Source organism: Salegentibacter sp. T436 (assembly GCF_001932675.1).
GTDB lineage: Bacteria > Bacteroidota > Bacteroidia > Flavobacteriales > Flavobacteriaceae > Salegentibacter > Salegentibacter agarivorans.
The window spans coordinates 753,761-772,955 of the sequence record NZ_CP012872.1 but is presented as its reverse complement, the minus strand read 5'-3'; the positions used below and the strand labels follow the sequence as shown (position 1 = coordinate 772,955).

Below are 19,195 nucleotides of genomic sequence, written 5' to 3'. Positions count from 1 at the left end.
ATAATGCGGCTTTTTTAGACGAAATTTTTCGTCTTATTTTTAATTCACTAATTTATTAAATAGCCTGAAAATTTTCCTGGAGAATTGGTAAAATAATACCAATTACTATGGCTGAAGTTACTAAGATCCAGTCCCTTTTGGAAACCGAGAAGATATTTTGGGCAATAAAACCAAGAATTATTACAGCAATAACTACAATAACCTGCGCAGCTTCTATACCAAGTGCGAATTCTAAAAGTGGTAGAAATTTGCTTTCTGTATTTGAAGCCACCATTTTAAAATATGAAGAAAATCCAAGTCCATGAATTAAGCCGAAGAAAACCGTTGTAAAATATAACGGATTATGATTTTTATTACGTTCTTTTTTACTTGCTGTGATAATATTGTAAAGAGCTGTGAGAATAATTGTAATAGGAATTAACAATTCTACCCAGGCTGAATCTACTTTTACAATTTCATAAACCGAAAGAAATAAAGCTAAGGTGTGGCCAATTGTAAATAGGGTTACCAGCCATAGAATTCGTTTCCAGCTGCTAAAGGTGTAAGCGGCAACAAGTACAATAAGAAATAAAATATGGTCGTAAGCCTGCCAGTCAAGAACGTGTTCCAGACCTAATCTAAAGTACAGCCAGAATTGGGACATATCAGAAATATTAGAAAAACCCGAAAGTACAACTTATTCAGAATATTGCAAAAGCTTTTGCGGCTCTTAGTTTTAAGCCCAAATGCGTTATAAAATGACATTTTATGAGCCGTTTTTTGAGAAGATTTTTTTAGAAAATTAACACTTCTTGTGGTTTCACATGAAATAATGATAATAGACGTTTGTTAATTGTTGAGGTATTTCTTCTAAAAACTCAACATTAACGTTGATTTAAAGAGTGTTGAATAAGATTTTAGGTAGTTTTGTTTGTTAAATAGATTGCGAAATAAAACCTGAATTTGTTCACCGCTAAAAAAAGACTATGAAGAAGAATCTAATGAATATGCAGTGTCTTGATATTTATCTTTCCTCTTTAAGCCAGGAAGAATATGAAGAAATTGAAGACGAAATTACTGTTTCTGATATTAAGGTGATGCCTCTTCGCAGCTGGGATATTTATAACGAGCATTTTGCAGAGCAATTATTGAATTTAAAACAGGAAAAAGCAATTAAGTCGTTTAAAAAATTAGCCAAAAAATTCGATTGGAAAAACAACTGGAAAGAAGTGTTTCAAAACAAATCTTTTGATGCTTTGGTTTTAACAAATCAGGAAGCTAAAATCCAGTGGGTGAGTGAAGGTTTTACTGATATGACTGGTTATAGCAGCAAATTTGCGATAAATAAAACACCTCATTTTTTACAAGGAAAAGAAACCGATAGGGCTGTTTTAAACCGAATTAAACACAAATTGTCACGTGACGAACCTTTTACTGAAGTTTTGGTAAACTATAAAAAAGATAAAACTCCTTATAAGTGCGAGATTAGCGTTATTCCCTTGATAAATGACAGAACCACTCATTATTTAGCCCTGGAGCGGCAGGCCTAAACCTTTCGTCTTTTATTAAATTTTTGTAATTTCTGAATAAGAAATCAGAGTTATGAAAAAAACCATCCAGAATATTGAAATTGAAGTTTTTCAAGGAGATATAGCTAATCTACCCAATGTGGAAGCTGTGGTAAATGCTGCCAATGCACAACTCACCACTGGAGGTGGCGTTGCAGGGGCAATTCATCGTGCTGCCGGCCCAAAACTTTATGAAGAATGCAAACCTCTTGCACCTATCGCTCCCGGCGAAGCAGTAATTACCGTCGCTTATAATTTACCCAATAAGTATGTAATTCATAGTTTAGGGCCGGTTTACGGTAAAGATAAGCCTGAAAATAAGCTGCTGGAAAACTGCTATAAAAATGTTTTAAAACGAGCAGAAGAGAAGAAAGTAAAGTCTGTTGCCTTTCCTGCAATTTCTACCGGCGCTTTTGGTTACCCTATAAAAGAAGCGACAAAGATCAGTTTTAATACAATTTTAGCCGAAATCCCTAAACTTAAACACTTGCAAAAGCTTAAATTTGTGCTATTCAGTGAAGCAGATCTCGAGATTTACGAAACTATGCTTGCTGAAATGTAAACCAACCAAGCTATGCTAGATTTCTCCGCTACTTATACCGATCAGTATCAACTGGCGATGTCGCAGGTGTATTTTAAAAAGGGCCAAAAAGACCATACCGCAATTTTTGATTATTATTTCAGAAAACTTCCTTATAACGGTGGGTACGCGATTTTTGCCGGACTTCAGGATTTACTGAAGATCATTGAAAATTTAAAATTCAACGATAAAGACCTGGAGTACCTTAAAAAACAGGATTTTGATGATGATTTCCTGCAGTATCTCAAAGATTTTAAATTCCACGGAAATATTTATTCGGTTCAGGAAGGGGACGTGGTGTTTCCCACACGGCCTATTTTGCAGGTAGAAGCCAATATTATTGAAGCGCAAATTATTGAAACCATACTACTTAATTTACTCAATTTTCAAACTTTAATAGCTACTAAAGCCAGCCGAATTAAACTGGTTTCTGGAGAAAGAACTTTACTGGATTTCGGTTTAAGAAGAGCGCAGGGACCCGGAGGGTATTACGCCACCCGTGCCGCAATTATTGGGGGTTTTAACGGGACCAGTAATGTAATTGCCGGTAGAGATTTTAATATTCCGGTTTCGGGAACCATGGCCCATTCTTTTATTCAGAGTTATGATGATGAAATCACCGCATTTAGGGATTTTGCTGAGGGTAGGCCAAAAGATTGTGTTCTGCTGGTAGATACTTACGATACGCTTAAAAGCGGTGTACCCAACGCGATTACAGTTGCAAAGGAAATGGAAGATCGCGGCGAAAAATTGATGGCTATTAGGCTAGATAGTGGAGATTTAGCTTATCTCTCTAAGCAAAGCAGAAAAATGCTGGACGAAGCCGGACTCGATTACGTTAAAATTGCAGCTTCCAATCAATTAGAAGAAAATGTAATTAAAAGTTTGCTGGAACAAGGCGCCAGGATAGATGTTTTTGGTGTGGGAACCAATCTTGTTATTGGAAGTCCTGATGCTGCTTTAGACGGAGTTTACAAACTGGCTTATTCCAACGGAAAACCAAGAATCAAAATTTCAGAAAGTATTGTAAAGGTTACGCTTCCGCATAAAAAACAGGTATATCGTTTAAGAGATACTGAAGGCAACTGCGTGGGCGGAGATTTGGTGGCTCTTTTTGAAGAAGATAATATTAAAAATATGATTCATCCTTTTGAGCCTTATAAACAAATGAAAGTTGATGGTTTAGAAAAAGAAGCATTGTTGAAGCCGGTTATGGAAAACGGGAAGAATAAACTGGAAAAGAAATCGCTTCAGGAAATCGCGGAATATAGTAAAAACCGTCTGGCTGAACTTTCTATAGAATATAAGCGTTTTAACAATCCGCATATATATAAAGTGGGAATTAGTGAAGCATTAAAAGCCGAACGTGATAAATTAATAGCATCTTTTAAAAATTAGTTATGAAAACTTTGATTATTATAGATCCTCAAAACGATTTTATGCCAGGTGGCTCGCTTGCTGTACCTAATGGAGATGAAATTATCCCGGTGATCAATAAAATTCAGGAAAGCTTTGATTTAATAATTGCTTCCCAGGATTGGCATCCAAACGGCCACGCCAGTTTTGCCAGTAGCCACAAAGGAAAAAAGGAGTTTGAAACTATTGATCTTAAAGGAATAGAGCAGGTAATGTGGCCAGAGCATTGTGTGCAAAATACCGATGGCGCCGAGTTTCATAAGGATTTAAAAACTTCAAAAATTGAAGCCATTTTTAGAAAAGGCACCAATCCAGAAATAGACAGCTACAGTGCTTTTTACGATAATCAGCATTTAAAATCCACCGGGCTTTCTGGGTATTTAAAAGAAAAAAATGCAAAAGACCTTTATTTTTGCGGACTTGCTGCTGAAATTTGTGTGCATTTTACCGCTAAAGATGCAATTAAAGAAGGTTTTAAAGCGACCATAATAGAGGATGCTACACGCGCGCTAAACGCGGGAGATTTTAAAAAAGCTAAAGTAGAATTAAAAGAATTGGGTGGTAGAATTATTTCTTCAAATGCTATTGAAAGTTGATATAATAAACATAGCCAACATTCACCCAAAATATATAATCGTTGAATTTATTTTGAGGCGCGTCAATATTTAATCCGTCAAGCCAGTCGCTACCGTAATATTGTCCCCGGGCTTCAATTAAAAGATCGTGTCTAAATCCCAGGCGGTAGCGTAAACCAAGTCCGCCAATTATAGAATAAGTGCTGCCACGGTCAAAATCCATTCCGCCAATAAAAGTTGGGAAAACATTTTTAGGATTTTGCAAAGAACCTAAATCAGAATAGGCATCAGCTTTATAAGAAACAAAATGCCCGCCCAGGCTTATATAAGGAGAAAACATATAACCCGAATGCGTAAAATCCCGAATGCGAAAAGGGTGATATTCCAAATGAATTCCCCCTTCAATAATTTCACTTTCCCCGTGCATAGCGCGTAATAATTGTCCGCCCAGGGTTGGTTTGCTGGCTACAGGACCATAATGTTCTAATTTAGAGTAAAAATAATCCAGTTCATTTCTTATTCTAAAATGATTGGTAAAAAAAGAAGCCGCCTGTGAGTAGTGACAGTCGGTTTTATAGGCAAAGTTCATATAATGGGAAATCCCAATGCCATAGCCCGCGTTATTAAGGTTATTTCTAACATTCCAGCGTTCCCCATAATCGGTAAAAAATGAAGCTGGACCGGCCTTAACGCCAATTTCGTGTGCAATACCAAACTGGGCATAACTCTTTCCCTGAAAGAATAATGTAAAAACTAAAAGAGCTATAAATATCTTGCAATTATGCATAGTACCAGCTTGGGAGGATGCAACAAATATATAAAAACTACTTTAACAAAAAATTAGATAAAATATTCGCTCTATAAAACGCTGAAAGTAAGACGTTAATTTTATATGAAAAGATAAAAATTTGAGGTCGTTTTTTATAGAACTCATATATTTGCAGTACAAAACACAGCTTTTTTTATAAACTATTTGAAGTATCACATAATATGGAACAAAATATTCAGGATTTCCTCGATAAAGTATCAAAAAGGAATCAAAATGAACCCGAATTCATGCAGGCCGTGCACGAAGTTGCTGAGACTATTATTCCCTTTATAGAAGAGAATAAAAAGTACCAGAATATGCAACTTTTAGAGCGTATGGTAGAGCCGGAACGTGTTATTATGTTCAGGGTTTCCTGGTTAGATGATGAAGGTAATATTCAGGTGAATCGCGGGTTTAGAATTCAAATGAATTCAGCCATTGGACCTTACAAAGGTGGTTTGCGTTTTCACCCTTCCGTAAACCTTAGTATCCTTAAATTTCTTGCTTTTGAGCAGGTATTTAAAAACAGCCTTACCACTTTACCAATGGGTGGTGGAAAAGGAGGATCTGATTTTGATCCAAAAGGAAAATCAGATAATGAAGTAATGAGTTTTTGCCAGAGTTTTATGACAGAACTTTATCGCCATATAGGTGCAAATACCGATGTTCCTGCGGGAGATATAGGCGTTGGCGCTCGTGAAGTTGGTTATATGTTTGGCCAGTATAAAAGATTACAAAACGAATTTACCGGCATTTTAACCGGGAAAGGACTCTCTTACGGTGGGTCTCTTATTCGTCCTGAAGCTACCGGTTACGGGAATGTATATTTTGCACAAAATATGCTTAAAACACGCAATGAATCTCTTGAAGGTAAAACGGTAGTGGTTTCAGGATCTGGAAATGTGGCGCAATATGCTGCAGAAAAAGCCCTGGAATTTAAAGCGAAGATTTTAACAATGAGTGATTCTGGAGGTTATATTTATGATGAAGCCGGAATTGATTCAGAAAAGCTTCAGTTTATCATGGATCTTAAAAATGTTAGACGTGGTAGAATAAGTGAATATGTAGATCAATATCCTTCAGCTAAATATTATGAAGGAGAAACACCATGGAGTGTGAAATGTGATGTAGCGCTTCCTTGTGCTACGCAAAACGAACTTCAAAAAGCTGATGCTGAGAAGTTAATTGAAAATGGTTGTATGTGCGTGGGCGAAGGTGCGAATATGCCGTGTACCCCAGATGCTGTAGAGGTGTTTAAGGAAGCAAGAATTTTATTCTCGCCTGGTAAAGCTTCTAATGCTGGTGGTGTTGCCACTTCTGGTTTAGAAATGAGCCAAAATTCTATGCGATATAACTGGACTTCACAAGAAGTAGACCAAAAATTACACGCGATTATGAACGATATTCACGATCGTTGTGTTGAGTTTGGAAAGGAAGAAGATGGTTATATAGATTACGTGAAAGGAGCAAATATTGCCGGTTTCGTGAAAGTTGCCGATGCTATGCTTGCACAGGGAGTAGTTTAATTACTTTCTAAATAGAATTAAATTAAGGTCGCTTTTTGGGCGGCCTTTTTTAATTATCTTCGGGAAGAAATAATTGTTAAGGAATGCTTGTTACCACTCCGGCCATTGTAATTAGTGCTTTAAAATACGGCGAGGCCGATTTGATTGTGAAAGCCTATACTTATAGTGATGGCTTAAAAACCTATATGCTTAAGGGAGTGCTTAAATCTAAAAAAGGAAAGTTCAAAGCTTCCCAGTTTCAGCTGCTTACCCAGTTAGAAATTGTTGCAAACCACCGCAACCAGGGAAAAATGGAATACCTTAAAGATGCAAAGGTATTACACACTTATACCAGCCTTCATACCAACATGGTAAAAGGCGCGATGCTTATGTTTTTGGCTGAAGTTTTAAAAAACGCTATTAGGGAAGAAGAAACCAATCCACAGTTATTTAATTATCTTGAAAATTCACTAATGTGGTTAGATTTGCACGATAAAATCGCCAATTTTCATCTTTTATTTTTACTAAACTTAACGCGCTATTTGGGATTTTATCCCGATTCGGCATCTAAAGAGCTTCCTTACTTTAATCTTTTAGATGGCGTTTTTGAAATGAACAGTATCAATAATTATTGTATAGAAGGCCAAAATATCACTATTCTACGCCAGTTATTAGGCATAAATTTTGATGCTCTCAACGAAGTAAAGTTGAATCAGCAAAGTCGGTCTAATTTTTTAAATATGTTGCTTTTGTATTACGAGTTGCATATTGAAGGTTTTAAAAAACCAAAATCACTCGGCGTACTTAACGAAATTTTTAGCTAAATGCGAAGTCTCACAGGAGTAATACTCCTTTTTTTTATGGTTAATAGTATCTACGCCCAGCAGATACAGGTTTTAGATGAAGAAAGCCATGAGCCACTTGCCAGCGTGGCTATTTACAATGCGAATAAATCTAAAAGTGAGCTTACCAATTTTGATGGGGAAGCCGATATTTCAGCATTCGAAATGGAGGAAATTATACATTTTTCTCACGTAAACTATTCCAATAAAAGTTTAAAGAAATCCCAGATTATCCAAAACCAGAATACAGTTTATCTAAATGGGAATGATAACGAGTTGGAGCAGGTGGTGCTTTCAGTGGCAAAATTTGAAATGAATAAAGATGAAATTCCGCAGAAAATAGTCAGTTTTTCAGCTAAAGATATTATTATGGCGAGCCCGCAAACTTCAGCCGATCTTTTAGAAAGCAGCGGGCAGGTTTTTGTTCAAAAAAGCCAGTTAGGTGGCGGAAGCCCTATGATTCGTGGTTTTTCAACAAACAGATTGTTAATTACGGTAGATGGCGTGAGAATGAATACTGCGATTTTTAGAAGCGGAAATCTTCAAAATATCATCTCAATAGATCCCTTGGCGGTAGAAAATACCGAGGTAATTCTTGGTCCGGGATCGGTGGTTTATGGAAGTGATGCCGTTGGCGGGGTGATGAATTTCTATACTTTGAAACCAAAATTTTCATTTACTAATGAAACTTCGGTTTCCGGGAGCGCTTATTCCCGTTACGCTTCTGCCAATAATGAAAAAACCGTACACGCCGATGTTAATATAGGCCTGGAGAACTGGGCTTTTTTAAGCAGTATTAGCTTTTCAGATTTCGATGATTTAAGAATGGGATCTCATGGACCTGATGAATATTTGCGAAATGAATATGCCGTGCGAAGAAATGGGGAAGATCTAATTGTTTCTAATGATAACCCACAGGTGCAAAAACCAACCGGCTATAATCAAATAAATTTACTGCAGAAGGTTAAATTTATGCCGCATAAAGACTGGGATCTTAACCTCGGACTTATCTATTCTACCACATCAGATTTTCCAAGATTTGACAGGCTTTATAGAAAGCGCGATGCTGAATTGCGATCAGCAGAATGGTATTATGGTCCTCAGGAGTGGTTTATGGGTAATTTTAAGATCAATAAAAAAGGCCACGGATCTTTGTATGATAAGGCCCAGATGACCACCGCTTACCAATTTTTTGAAGAAAGCAGGCATAACCGTGATTTTGGGGAGGATTGGTTATACAACACCAAAGAAAATGTAGATGCATATTCGGTGAATTTTGATTTTGAAAAGACTTTTGAAGAAAGCCGGTTATTTTATGGCGCCGAGTATGTTTTTAATAAAGTAAATTCTACAGGATTTACAGAAAATATTTTAACTGAAGAAGAAAATATCACTGCGTCACGATATCCAGATGCTTCCACCTGGCAGTCAATCGCCGCTTATACCACTTATCAATGGAAAATCCAGAAAGATCTTTCTTTTCAATCTGGACTTCGGTATAATCATATTCTGGTGAATGCTGATTTTGATGAGAATTTATATGATTTTCCATTTCAGAAAGCCAATATTAATACCGGTGCCTTAACCGGGAGCGCGGGAATTAACTGGCAGCAAAACAGGTTTATTGGGTGGCGATTAAATCTTTCAACTGCATTTAGAGCTCCTAATATAGATGATATGGGTAAAATTTTCGATTCTGAACCGGGCGCTGTTGTAGTGCCAAATCCAGATTTAAAACCGGAATATGCCTACAGCAGTGAACTTGGTTTTGACTGGAAACCTGCCGAAAATATCAGTTTTATCGCGACCGCATTTTATACGTATTTGAATGACGCTATGGTACGCAGGGATTTCAACTTAAATGGAGAAACCGAAATAGATTACCAGGGAGAGCCAAGCCGTGTGCAGGCGATTCAGAACACAGCGAAAGCGCATGTTTATGGTTTTGAGAGTGGGATAGAAATTGATTTATCTGTCGCGCTAAGATTCAGTTCCCAAATAAGTATTACTGAAGGAAAAGAAGAGCAGGAAGATGGTTCTACCGCGGCATTACGCCACGCAGCTCCTGTATTTGGAAATACACATTTAATATGGCACAAAAAAAGACTGAAATTCGATCTTTTTGCTGAATATAATGGGCAATTCGATTATGAAGATCTTGCGCCTTCAGAACAGGGCAAAGCCTATTTATACGCCATAGACGATAATGGAAATCCATATTCACCTTCCTGGTATAGCCTAAATTTAACAGGACAATACGAGTTTAGCAAAAACTTGCTGGCAACCGCTTCCTTAGAAAATATTACCGACCAGCGTTACCGAACTTATTCCTCGGGAATCGCCGCTGCAGGTAGAAATTTAATTTTAGCGCTGAGGTATAGTTTTTAATCCTTTTTCGTAATTCTCAAGGCTTTTAAAAATCTTTCTGGGTTTATTTCATTTCAATTTCTTTTGGGTTAGCTTTTTCCGTTTTTCTATCGCACTCTTTTCTTAAATTTGATTATTTTCGCGACTCATTGGAAATTTTGAAAAAATGAGCAATAAGTTCCCTGAATATAAAGGACTTGACTTACCAAAAGTAGCTGAGGAAATCTTAAGTTACTGGAAGGAGAACGATATTTTTGAAAAAAGCGTTTCTACACGGGAAGGCAAAGAACCGTTTGTGTTTTTTGAAGGGCCACCTTCTGCGAACGGGCTTCCGGGAATTCACCACGTAATGGCGCGAGCTATTAAGGATATTTTTTGTCGTTATAAAACCCAAAAAGGATATCAGGTAAAACGTAAAGCAGGTTGGGATACGCACGGTCTCCCGGTAGAACTTGGTGTAGAAAAAGAACTTGGGATTACCAAAGAAGATATTGGGACCAAAATTTCCGTAGAAAAATATAACGAAGCCTGTAAAAATGCGGTAATGCGTTACACCGATGTGTGGAACGACCTTACCGAAAAAATAGGTTATTGGGTAGATATGGAAGATCCATACGTTACCTATAAATCAAAATATATGGAAACAGTTTGGTGGCTGCTTTCTGAAATTTATAAAAAAGACCTTATTTACAAAGGTTACACCATTCAGCCATATTCTCCAAAAGCAGGAACGGGACTAAGTTCTCACGAACTCAACCAACCTGGGACTTACCAGGATGTGACCGATACCACTGTTACGGCAATGTTTAAAATTACTGATGCTTCAGCAGCTTCGGTTGAAAAGGATTTGGAAGGCGCATTTTTAATCGCCTGGACCACTACCCCGTGGACTTTGCCTTCTAATACTGCATTAACCGTAGGGCCAAAAATTGAATATGTTTCAGTAAAAACTTATAATCAGTATACTTTTGAGCCAATCACTATTTTGGTTGCGAAGGCGCTGGTTAAGGCTCAGTTTGATAAAAAGTTTACAGAAGTTGAAACCGAAGAGGAACTTAAAGCTTATAACGAAGGTGATAAAAAGATCCCATTTTTAATCGGGGAAACTTTCACAGGAAAGGATCTGGTTGGGATAAAATTCGAGCAGTTGTTGCCGTATGCATTACCTGCAGAAAATCCTGAAAATGCTTTCCGTGTAATTGCTGGAGATTTTGTGACTACAGAAGACGGTACCGGAATTGTGCATACTTCGCCAACTTTTGGTGCAGACGATGCGTTGGTAGCGAAACAGGCTACACCTCAAGTTCCGCCATTATTGGTGAAAGATGAAAATGGGAACCTTGTTCCGCTGGTAGATCTACAGGGTAAATTTAGACCAGAGATGGGTGAATTTGCCGGGAAGTATGTGAAGAACGAATATTATGACGAAGGGCAGGCGCCAGAGAAATCTGTAGACGTTGAACTTGCTATAAAACTAAAAGAAGAAAATCGTGCTTTTAAAGTAGAAAAATATGTTCACAGCTATCCAAATTGCTGGAGAACCGATAAACCTATTTTATACTATCCGTTGGATTCCTGGTTCATAAAAGTAACCGAATTCAAGGAGCGCATGCACGAATTGAATAAAGGCATTAACTGGAAACCAAAATCTACTGGCGAAGGCCGTTTTGGAAATTGGCTGGCCAATGCGAATGACTGGAATTTATCCAGAAGTCGTTATTGGGGAATTCCCTTGCCAATTTGGAGAACCGAAGAAGGGAAAGAGGAAAAGCTTATTGGTTCTATTGCAGAATTGAAAGAAGAAATGGCGAAGTCGGTTAAAGCCGGCTTGATGGATAAAGATATTTTTGAAGGTTTTGAACCCGGAAATATGAGTGAAGAAAACTACGATCTGGTAGATCTTCATAAAAATGTGGTAGATGAAATCACGTTAGTTTCAGATTCCGGCAAGCCAATGAAACGTGAAGACGATCTTATAGATGTATGGTTCGATTCTGGTTCTATGCCTTATGCGCAGTGGCATTATCCCTTTGAAAATAAGGAAAAAGTAGAAGAAGGAGAACGTCAGGCCGATTTCATAGCCGAAGGTGTTGACCAAACCAGAGGCTGGTTTTATACCCTGCACGCTATCGCTACAATGATTTTTGATGATGTAGCTTATAAAAACGTAGTTTCTAACGGACTTGTTTTAGATAAAAACGGACAAAAAATGTCTAAACGTCTTGGAAACGCGGTAGATCCTTTTGAAACATTGGCGGCTTTCGGCCCAGATGCTACGCGTTGGTATATGATCTCTAACGCCAATCCATGGGATAACTTAAAATTTGATATTGAAGGAATTGCTGAGGTGCTTCGTAAATTTTTCGGTACGCTTTATAACACTTATTCTTTCTTCACTTTATATGCGAATATTGATAATTTCACCTATAAAGAGGATGATATTCCTTTGGAAGAAAGACCCGAGATAGATCGTTGGATCCTTTCAGAATTACATACTTTAATTGAGAAAGTAGATAAATTTTATGCCGATTATGAACCCACCAGGGCAACCCGGGCAATTTCAGAATTTGTTCAGGAAAACCTTAGTAACTGGTTTGTGCGTTTAAGTAGAAGAAGATTCTGGAAAGGCGATTACCAGCAAGATAAAATTTCAGCATATCAAACGCTTTATACCTGTTTAGTTGAAGTGGCCAAACTGGGTGCACCGGTGGCGCCGTTCTTTATGGATAGGCTTTACAAAGACTTAAACAAGAGTACACAAAAAGAAAACTTTGAATCGGTACATTTGGCTGAATTTTCAAAGTATGATGATAAGTTTGTTGATAAATCTTTAGAGCGAAAAATGGAGAAGGCTCAAACCATTTCTTCATTGGTATTATCGCTTAGAAAAAAGGAAATGATAAAAGTAAGACAACCGTTGCAGAGAGTAATGATTCCGGTGCTTGACGAGCAGCAACGTGAAGAAATTCAGGCGGTTGAGGACTTGATAAAATCTGAAGTAAACGTAAAAGAACTTCAGCTTATAGATGATGCTTCAGGCTTACTTGTAAAGCAAATAAAACCAAACTTTAAGGTTCTTGGCCCAAGATTTGGAAAGGATATGAAGCTGGTAGTCAACGAGATAAATAAATTAACTCCTGAAGATATTTCAAAGATAGAGCGAGAAGGCAATATTGCGATAAATCTTAACGGAGAAATGGTTAAATTAGCTTCTGAAGAAGTAGAAATTATTTCCCAGGATATTGAAGGCTGGCTAGTGGCAAGTAGTGGTAATATTACCGTAGCTTTAGACGTTAGTATCTCTGAAGAATTAAAAAAGGAAGGAATTGCCAGGGAATTGGTAAACAGGATACAGAATATGAGAAAAGATTCTGGCTTTGAAGTTACCGATACTATTGATGTGACCCTACAAAAGGACGGTATTGTCGAGGATGCCGTTAACCAAAATATAACCTATATTAAAAATGAAACATTAACTGCAAGTCTCGAATTTGCAGAGGTGGTAACTGAAGGAGCCGAGGTTGCTTTTGACGATATTACTACCAAAATGTTTATTAAAAAACATTAGAAATTATGGCAACTGAAGTAAAAGAACGGTATAGCGATGCCGAATTAGCTGAGTTTAAGGCCCTGATTAAAGGCAAAATCGCGAAGGCACAGGAGCAATTGGAAATTTACGAAAATGCTTATAAAAATGATGGAAACAACGGTACAGATGATACTGCTCCTACATTTAAAGCTTTTGAAGAAGGAAGCGAAACTATGAGTAAGGAAGCCAATTCTCAATTAGCTATTAGGCAGGAAAAATTTATCCGCGACCTAAAAAATGCTTTAACAAGGATTGAAAACAAAACATACGGAATATGCCGTGTAACCGGAAAATTAATCGCTAAAGAGCGTTTAAAATTGGTGCCACACGCTACTTTAAGTATTGAGGCTAAAAACATGCAGAAATAAATATTTTCTGTTACTCAAAATTTATAGCGCCCCTTTGCTTGTGCCTGGGGGCGCTTTTATTTTAAGATTATAAAATTTAAAAAATGCTTCCCAGAAGCTGATTTTTAGCCGGGTAAAAACTAAATAATATTAGTATTTTAGCGGCGTTTTAAATTCCACAGAGTTCATGTCCTTAAAAAAAGCGGGTATTATTATCGTTTTGGTTCTTTTAATAGACCAAATTTCAAAATTTTATATCAAAACAAATTTTTCGCTTGGCGAAGAAGTACCGGTTTTTGATTGGTTCAGAATTTTATTTGTAGAAAATGAAGGAATGGCCTGGGGAACCAAGATCCCGGGAGAATACGGAAAACTTTTCCTTACGCTTTTTAGATTGGTGGCCATTGTCGGTATTGGTTACTGGTTGTGGGATTCGGTTAGAAAAAATGGTTCAAGAATCTTAATCACCGCAATAGCTTTAATTTTCGCAGGAGCTTTTGGGAATATTATAGACTCTGTTTTCTACGGAATTGTTTTTAATGGCAGCTATGGGCAGGTAGCCGAATTTATGCCGGCAGAAGGTGGCTATGGTACCTTATTTCACGGTAAGGTGGTAGATATGCTTTACTTCCCATTATGGCAGGGCAATTTGCCCGAATGGATTCCTTTCTGGGGCGGAAATTACTTCACATTCTTTGAACCGGTATTCAATATAGCCGATACCGCAATTAGTGCGGGCGTAATTTTACTGCTGCTTTTTAATAAACGAGCTTTTCCAAAAGAAGAGGAAGAGGCTAAAGCAAGTAACTAACTAAGCGGCTGCGTTTCCGTTTCTATCAAAAATCTTTTCGAATTTCTTTAATTCTATTGGCTTAATTAGATAATCGGTCACCAAATTAATAGATTTTGCGCGTTCCAAATCTCGCGGATCTATTGAAGAACTTACCACATAAAGTGTGATCTTCTTCTCAAAGTTATTCTTAATTTTAATAAATTCATTTAGAAACTCCCAGCCATCCATAACAGGCATATTGATATCCAGGAAAATAATATCGGGAAGTCTATCTTCGGTAGCGTTTTCAAGAATCAACTTAAAATGATCTAAAGCTTCCATACCGTTTTTAAAAATGAGAAGATTGTTAGAAAGTTTTTTAATTTCAATAATCTTCTTAACCAGGTTAACGTATATCTTATCATCGTCAATAATACACGCCAATTCTACTTTTTGCCCCATGAGAATTAGTTTAATTTTTTAAAATTTAATTTTAAATGTAGTGCCTACATCTACAGTGCTGGTTACCGAGATTGTACCCCCAAGTGTTTCCACTTGATTTTTTGTAATAAAAAGGCCAATACCACGGGAATCCAGGTTCTCATGAAAGGTTTTATACATCCCAAACATCTTGTCACCATATTGATCCAGGTCAATGCCCAAACCATTATCACTAACCTCCAAAAAAGGAGTTTCATTCTTCAAATAGGTTTGAATATAAATTACCGGTTTTCTACCCGGATGTTTATATTTAATGGCATTTGTAATTAAATTTAGTAAAATACTTTCAAGATATTCAGGTATATAGCTAATTTCTTTTAGGGCGTGAAATTCAGCTACGATTTTTGCATTTTCCCGATTAATTAATGAAGAAGTTGAAGCCATTACCCCACTTAGGGCTTTTTCGAAAGAAACAATTCGGCGTTCTTTTCCTAAAACCGTTTGTTTATTTACAATTTCATTAAGCTCATTTATAGCTAAATCCAGATTTTCAGAAATATCGGCTACATTAGGAATTAATTCAATTTTATCTTTATCGGTTTTGGCGTCTTTTAGTAATTCAACAATTAGACACAGGTTACTGCTATGGGAGCGTAGGTGGTGGGAGACAATATGTGCAAAATTGAATAAACGGGAATTTTGGGTAGCAACAAGGTCTAGAGAATTCTGTAAATTCAATTCGTTTATTTTCTGATCGTTTATATCCTGAAAAACACCCCGAATTCCAATAATATCCTGGTCTTCGTTATAAACGGGTTTTCCGGTGGCGCGAACCCAGAAATCTTTGTTATAGAGATTCCGCATTTTTAGTTCAACCTTAAACGGAATTCCATATTTCTCACATTTATCAAATGCTGAAGTTACTTCCTGATGTTCCTCGGGCGCATAAAATCTTAAATGTTCATTGTAGGGTGGTTGATAATCCAGGGGGCATCCAATTATCTTTTTTGTCACATTATCCCAATAAATATTCTTGTTCTGGGTGTCTATATACCAACCCCCGGTATTGGTCATTTGTGCGGTTTCGTGATAATAAAAGAAGTTTTCTTCAATAGTATATTGGTCGCGTTTATTTTGATGAATGTTTACAAAAAGAAGTACTGCGGTTTCCTTATTATTTTCTTTATTCTTTAAGTTTCGGCATTCGAACCAGCGATATTTACCATTATTAAGTTTCAGTTTAAGCTCTATGCTAAAAGCTTCATTTTCTTCGGTAAGTTTATCAAAATAAAGTCTGAAATCGTAGCGATAATCCTGGTGCAGAATTTCCTTTAAAAAATATTCAAAATGAGATTCAGAAAAAATGGGATTCCCCACAAGTGTATCAAAATGTTCGGACCAGCTCACCTCTTTGTTGGGAAGATTGATCTTCCAGTAGGCGATATCAAAATCTTCAAGAATGCTGTTTAATTGAAGGTCGTTTAGCATTAAAGGGGCGAAAGTTTTGTTAAAAATAACAGAATACTTCCTAATTCCCTAATTTTTAAAGCTATATATTTTACCCGGTGTAACACAATAATCCAATGGAATATCGCTGCTAAAAACTTCTTTAAATGCCGGCTCTGCTTCGAAGAATGAAAGTCCTACCTTAATTACATCAGGCTTACATTCACTTAAAAAGTTATCGTAAAAACCTTTGCCGTAGCCTATACGGTGGCCGTTTTCGTCAAATGCGAGAAGCGGTACAAAAACCACATCTATTTGGGCTGGAGCGATTGGAATACCACCCTCGGGCTCTGGAATATTCCAGCGGTTCTTTTTTATAACGCTGCTATCGGTAAGTAAAAAATGTTCCAGTTTATGTTTTTTCACATCGGTTTTAGACAGCACTACGTTCTTGTCTTTTCCCTGGAGAATATGTAAGATATTTTCGGTATCGATTTCTTTTTGTTCCGCAATACTTAGAAAAAGATGGTAAAATTCTTTTTCCCAAACGGGTAGTTGAAGTAATTGATTGGCAATTTCAAGGCTAAGCGCTTCTATTTTTTCTTCGGAAAGCTCTAAACGTAATGCTTTGTATTTTTTTCGTAATTCGGCTTTATTCATCTTTTGGTGGTGCTGAAATATGAAAAATAGCATCTCCCTGGTAAACAATGGGAGATTCGTTAATATTAATTACATAGCCGGTATTTACCGCCTTAATTTTATGCCTGAATTTCCCATAAGGATCGGTAATAGTACCAATGTATTCCCCTTTTTCTACGTGTTTACCACAAGGAATTTTTATGTGAAGCAAACCGCTGTATTTAGCGCGCATCCAGTTGGTATTTTCAATCACTACGGTTTCGGTAATCGCATCTGGATATTCAAAATTTGGATTTAGCATTTCTAAAAAGCTCAAAATTCGCATGGCGCCTTCTACCCCGTGTTTGGCGATATCTTTATTGCTGTCCTGAGATTTTCCGCCTTCAAAAAGTAACACCGGAATTCCTTTCTTAGCACAGGTTTCACGATAAGATTTTGTAATGGTTTTTGAATGTATAGTAAAAGGAGCGCTAAAAATACGTGCGTATTTAAGACTTTGTTCATCGCCTCGTTTCACCCTTATCTGTGGGGCATTAAACCTGCTGGCGCCACCAGTGTGAAAGTCTAAACAGAAATTTGCAAGTGGTAATATTTTCTTTACAAACTGAAATGCAAACCTGCTGGCCAATGAACCGTGTTTGGTTCCCGGAAACATTCGGTTGAGGTCACGACCATCGGGAAATTCCCGGCGTAAGTTCAGAAATCCAAAAATATTCACCACGGGAATACAAATAACGGTTCCTTTTTGAGGCCTATTGATTCCTTTGGAGATAATTTGCCGAACAATTTCTACCCCGTTAATTTCATCGCCGTGAATTCCTGCAGTTATTAAAACAACGGGACCAGGCTTTTTAGAACGTTCAATAATTACCGGTACCTCCACCGAGGTAGTGGTGTAAAGTTTGGCCATATTAAAATTAATAGTGGCGCTTTTTCCCGGCTTTACCTTTTCTCCCAGGATTTCCAGAACATTGTCACTGGTTATTTTTGCCATAGGCTAAACGTTCCTTTCAATATATCTTATTATGGATTTGGCAATATCTTTACCGGTAGCTTTCTCAATACCTTCTAAGCCCGGAGAAGAATTTACCTCAAGAATTAGTGGCCCGCGGGCACTTTGTAGCATATCTACCCCGGCAACCCCAAGCCCCATTGCTTTGGTGGCTTTAACGGCTGCAATTTCTTCTTCGTCGGTAAGTTCAACAACTTCTGCGCTGCCGCCGCGGTGAAGATTAGATCTAAATTCTCCTTCTTTACCCTGTCTTTTCATGGCGCCAACTACGTGACCGTCTACCACAAAAGCCCTAATGTCTCCACCTTTAGCTTCTTCAATAAATTCCTGAACAATTACCCTGGCTTGTAAACCGTTAAAAGCTTCAATTACCGATTCTGCGGCGTTATTAGTTTCAGCTAAAACAACACCAACGCCCTGGGTTCCTTCTAATAGTTTTATAACTAAAGGTGTGCCGCCAACTTGTTTTATAACACCAGATACATCCCTGGAATAGTTAGTGAAAACTGTTTTTGGCAGTCCAATTTTTGCACGGGAAAGTACTTGTAAACTTCTCAGTTTATCACGGCTTCTTACCAAAGATTCAGATTCTGTAGTGGTGAACGCGCCCATCATCTCAAACTGTCTTACCACCGCGGTACCATAAAATGTTACCGAAGCTCCAATTCTTGGAATTACTGCATCTACACCTTCTATATAGCCACCTTTGTAGTAAATATTAGGTTTACGCTTCTCAATAACAATGTCACACTTTAGAGGATCTATAACTTCTACTTCGTGCTTGCGTTTTGTAGCAGCTTCTACAAGACGTTTTGTAGAATATAAATGGCTATTACGCGAAAGAATTTTTATTTTCATTTTTGTTTAAAATTGTAAGAAACGTCAGTTAATTCGGTGTCCACGATAAATTTTTTGGTAAGGAATTTTCGGCCAATTAGCACCGGAAACCTCATTTCCTGTCGGGAGGACAAAGAAAGGGAAATTTTATAGACCTTATTAAAAATTTTAATAGTGGATATTACCTGATATCTTTTTTGAATAATTCCGTTACTGCTGCGCACAAAAACGATATCATAATCTGTAAAAGTAAATTTTTTTCCGTTGTACAAAGGATGTTCTTCATCCAGAAAAGTGCATTCTAAAACCCCATCTTTTTCAACAATATTTTCACAGTGTATAGATGAAGTATAAGCACCGGTATCAATTTTAATAGCTATATCATTTAAATGCAGTGCAGGGAAATCTGCTTTATCAAAACGCCCAATTACTGTTTTCTCCATACCGCAAGGTAGTAAAATACACATCTAAT

The 19,195-nt window shown here is 37.3% G+C and carries 18 protein-coding genes; 10 read left to right on the top strand and 8 right to left on the bottom strand.

Going from position 1 to position 19,195, the window contains the following annotated elements:
- Window positions 1–55: 55 nt before the first annotated feature.
- A complete protein-coding gene (locus AO058_RS03335) occupies window positions 56–643 on the bottom strand; it encodes a HupE/UreJ family protein (RefSeq protein WP_075325227.1) in 588 nt (195 codons plus the stop codon).
- Between the two features lie 322 nt (window positions 644–965).
- Between AO058_RS03335 and AO058_RS03330 the strand changes: the two genes are divergently transcribed.
- From AO058_RS03330 to pncA, 4 genes are read left to right on the top strand one after another with little or no spacing between them, the layout of a single operon-like run.
- Window positions 966–1,529: a PAS domain-containing protein gene (locus tag AO058_RS03330; protein WP_083634126.1), complete on the top strand. Its 564-nt coding sequence runs from the start codon at window positions 966–968 to the stop codon at window positions 1,527–1,529.
- A 52-nt stretch (window positions 1,530–1,581) separates the two neighbouring features.
- On the top strand, window positions 1,582–2,109 hold the full coding sequence (locus tag AO058_RS03325; protein WP_075325226.1) for a macro domain-containing protein: 528 nt from the start codon (window positions 1,582–1,584) through the stop codon (window positions 2,107–2,109).
- Between the two features lie 12 nt (window positions 2,110–2,121).
- A complete protein-coding gene (locus AO058_RS03320) occupies window positions 2,122–3,525 on the top strand; it encodes a nicotinate phosphoribosyltransferase (protein ID WP_075325225.1) in 1,404 nt (467 codons plus the stop codon).
- A gap of 2 nt (window positions 3,526–3,527) precedes the next feature.
- Window positions 3,528–4,139, top strand: coding sequence for a bifunctional nicotinamidase/pyrazinamidase (gene pncA, locus AO058_RS03315; protein ID WP_075325224.1), 612 nt, complete (start codon window positions 3,528–3,530; stop codon window positions 4,137–4,139).
- On the opposite strand, the gene AO058_RS03310 is transcribed toward pncA, so the two are convergent.
- On the bottom strand, window positions 4,126–4,905 hold the full coding sequence (locus tag AO058_RS03310; protein WP_075325223.1) for a THC0290_0291 family protein: 780 nt from the start codon (window positions 4,903–4,905) through the stop codon (window positions 4,126–4,128). The genes pncA and AO058_RS03310 overlap by 14 nt on opposite strands.
- 203 nt (window positions 4,906–5,108) lie before the next feature.
- On the opposite strand from AO058_RS03310, the gene gdhA reads away from it, so the two are divergent.
- From gdhA to AO058_RS03280, 6 genes are all read left to right on the top strand, one after another.
- Window positions 5,109–6,452, top strand: coding sequence for an NADP-specific glutamate dehydrogenase (gdhA, locus tag AO058_RS03305; RefSeq protein ID WP_075325222.1), 1,344 nt, complete (start codon window positions 5,109–5,111; stop codon window positions 6,450–6,452).
- A gap of 83 nt (window positions 6,453–6,535) precedes the next feature.
- Complete coding sequence (gene recO / locus AO058_RS03300; protein WP_075325221.1) at window positions 6,536–7,255, top strand: DNA repair protein RecO; 720 nt, start codon at window positions 6,536–6,538, stop codon at window positions 7,253–7,255.
- The gene (locus AO058_RS03295) at window positions 7,256–9,661 is read left to right on the top strand and encodes a TonB-dependent receptor (protein ID WP_075325220.1); all 2,406 of its coding nucleotides are present in this window, start codon (window positions 7,256–7,258) and stop codon (window positions 9,659–9,661) included.
- A gap of 145 nt (window positions 9,662–9,806) precedes the next feature.
- Window positions 9,807–13,208, top strand: a complete 3,402-nt coding sequence (gene ileS, locus AO058_RS03290; protein WP_075325219.1) for an isoleucine--tRNA ligase — start codon at window positions 9,807–9,809, stop codon at window positions 13,206–13,208.
- 5 nt (window positions 13,209–13,213) lie between these two features.
- Window positions 13,214–13,597, top strand: a complete 384-nt coding sequence (locus AO058_RS03285) for a TraR/DksA family transcriptional regulator (protein ID WP_075325218.1) — start codon at window positions 13,214–13,216, stop codon at window positions 13,595–13,597.
- 166 nt (window positions 13,598–13,763) lie between these two features.
- Window positions 13,764–14,387 (top strand): lipoprotein signal peptidase, encoded by a 624-nt coding sequence (locus AO058_RS03280; RefSeq protein ID WP_075325217.1) that lies wholly within the window; start codon window positions 13,764–13,766, stop codon window positions 14,385–14,387.
- Here AO058_RS03280 and AO058_RS03275 read toward each other — a convergent pair whose 3' ends face one another.
- The 6 genes from AO058_RS03275 to AO058_RS03250 are packed head-to-tail and all read right to left on the bottom strand — an operon-like array spanning window position 14,388 to window position 19,166.
- Complete coding sequence (locus tag AO058_RS03275; RefSeq protein ID WP_075325216.1) at window positions 14,388–14,810, bottom strand: response regulator; 423 nt, start codon at window positions 14,808–14,810, stop codon at window positions 14,388–14,390.
- Window positions 14,811–14,828: 18 nt separating this feature from the next.
- Window positions 14,829–16,277 carry a PAS domain-containing sensor histidine kinase gene (locus tag AO058_RS03270; protein ID WP_075325215.1) on the bottom strand — a complete coding sequence of 483 codons (1,449 nt, stop codon included), beginning with the start codon at window positions 16,275–16,277 and terminating at the stop codon, window positions 14,829–14,831.
- A gap of 48 nt (window positions 16,278–16,325) precedes the next feature.
- Window positions 16,326–16,895: a 5-formyltetrahydrofolate cyclo-ligase gene (locus tag AO058_RS03265; RefSeq protein ID WP_075325214.1), complete on the bottom strand. Its 570-nt coding sequence runs from the start codon at window positions 16,893–16,895 to the stop codon at window positions 16,326–16,328.
- The gene (locus AO058_RS03260) at window positions 16,888–17,868 is read right to left on the bottom strand and encodes a succinylglutamate desuccinylase/aspartoacylase family protein (protein ID WP_075325213.1); all 981 of its coding nucleotides are present in this window, start codon (window positions 17,866–17,868) and stop codon (window positions 16,888–16,890) included. The genes AO058_RS03265 and AO058_RS03260 overlap by 8 nt, the downstream gene beginning before the upstream one ends.
- 3 nt (window positions 17,869–17,871) lie before the next feature.
- Complete coding sequence (gene rimK, locus AO058_RS03255; protein ID WP_075325212.1) at window positions 17,872–18,744, bottom strand: 30S ribosomal protein S6--L-glutamate ligase; 873 nt, start codon at window positions 18,742–18,744, stop codon at window positions 17,872–17,874.
- A complete protein-coding gene (locus AO058_RS03250) occupies window positions 18,741–19,166 on the bottom strand; it encodes an ATP-dependent zinc protease family protein (RefSeq protein ID WP_075325211.1) in 426 nt (141 codons plus the stop codon). Before AO058_RS03250 ends, rimK begins: the two co-directional genes overlap by 4 nt.
- Window positions 19,167–19,195: the final 29 nt, after the last annotated feature.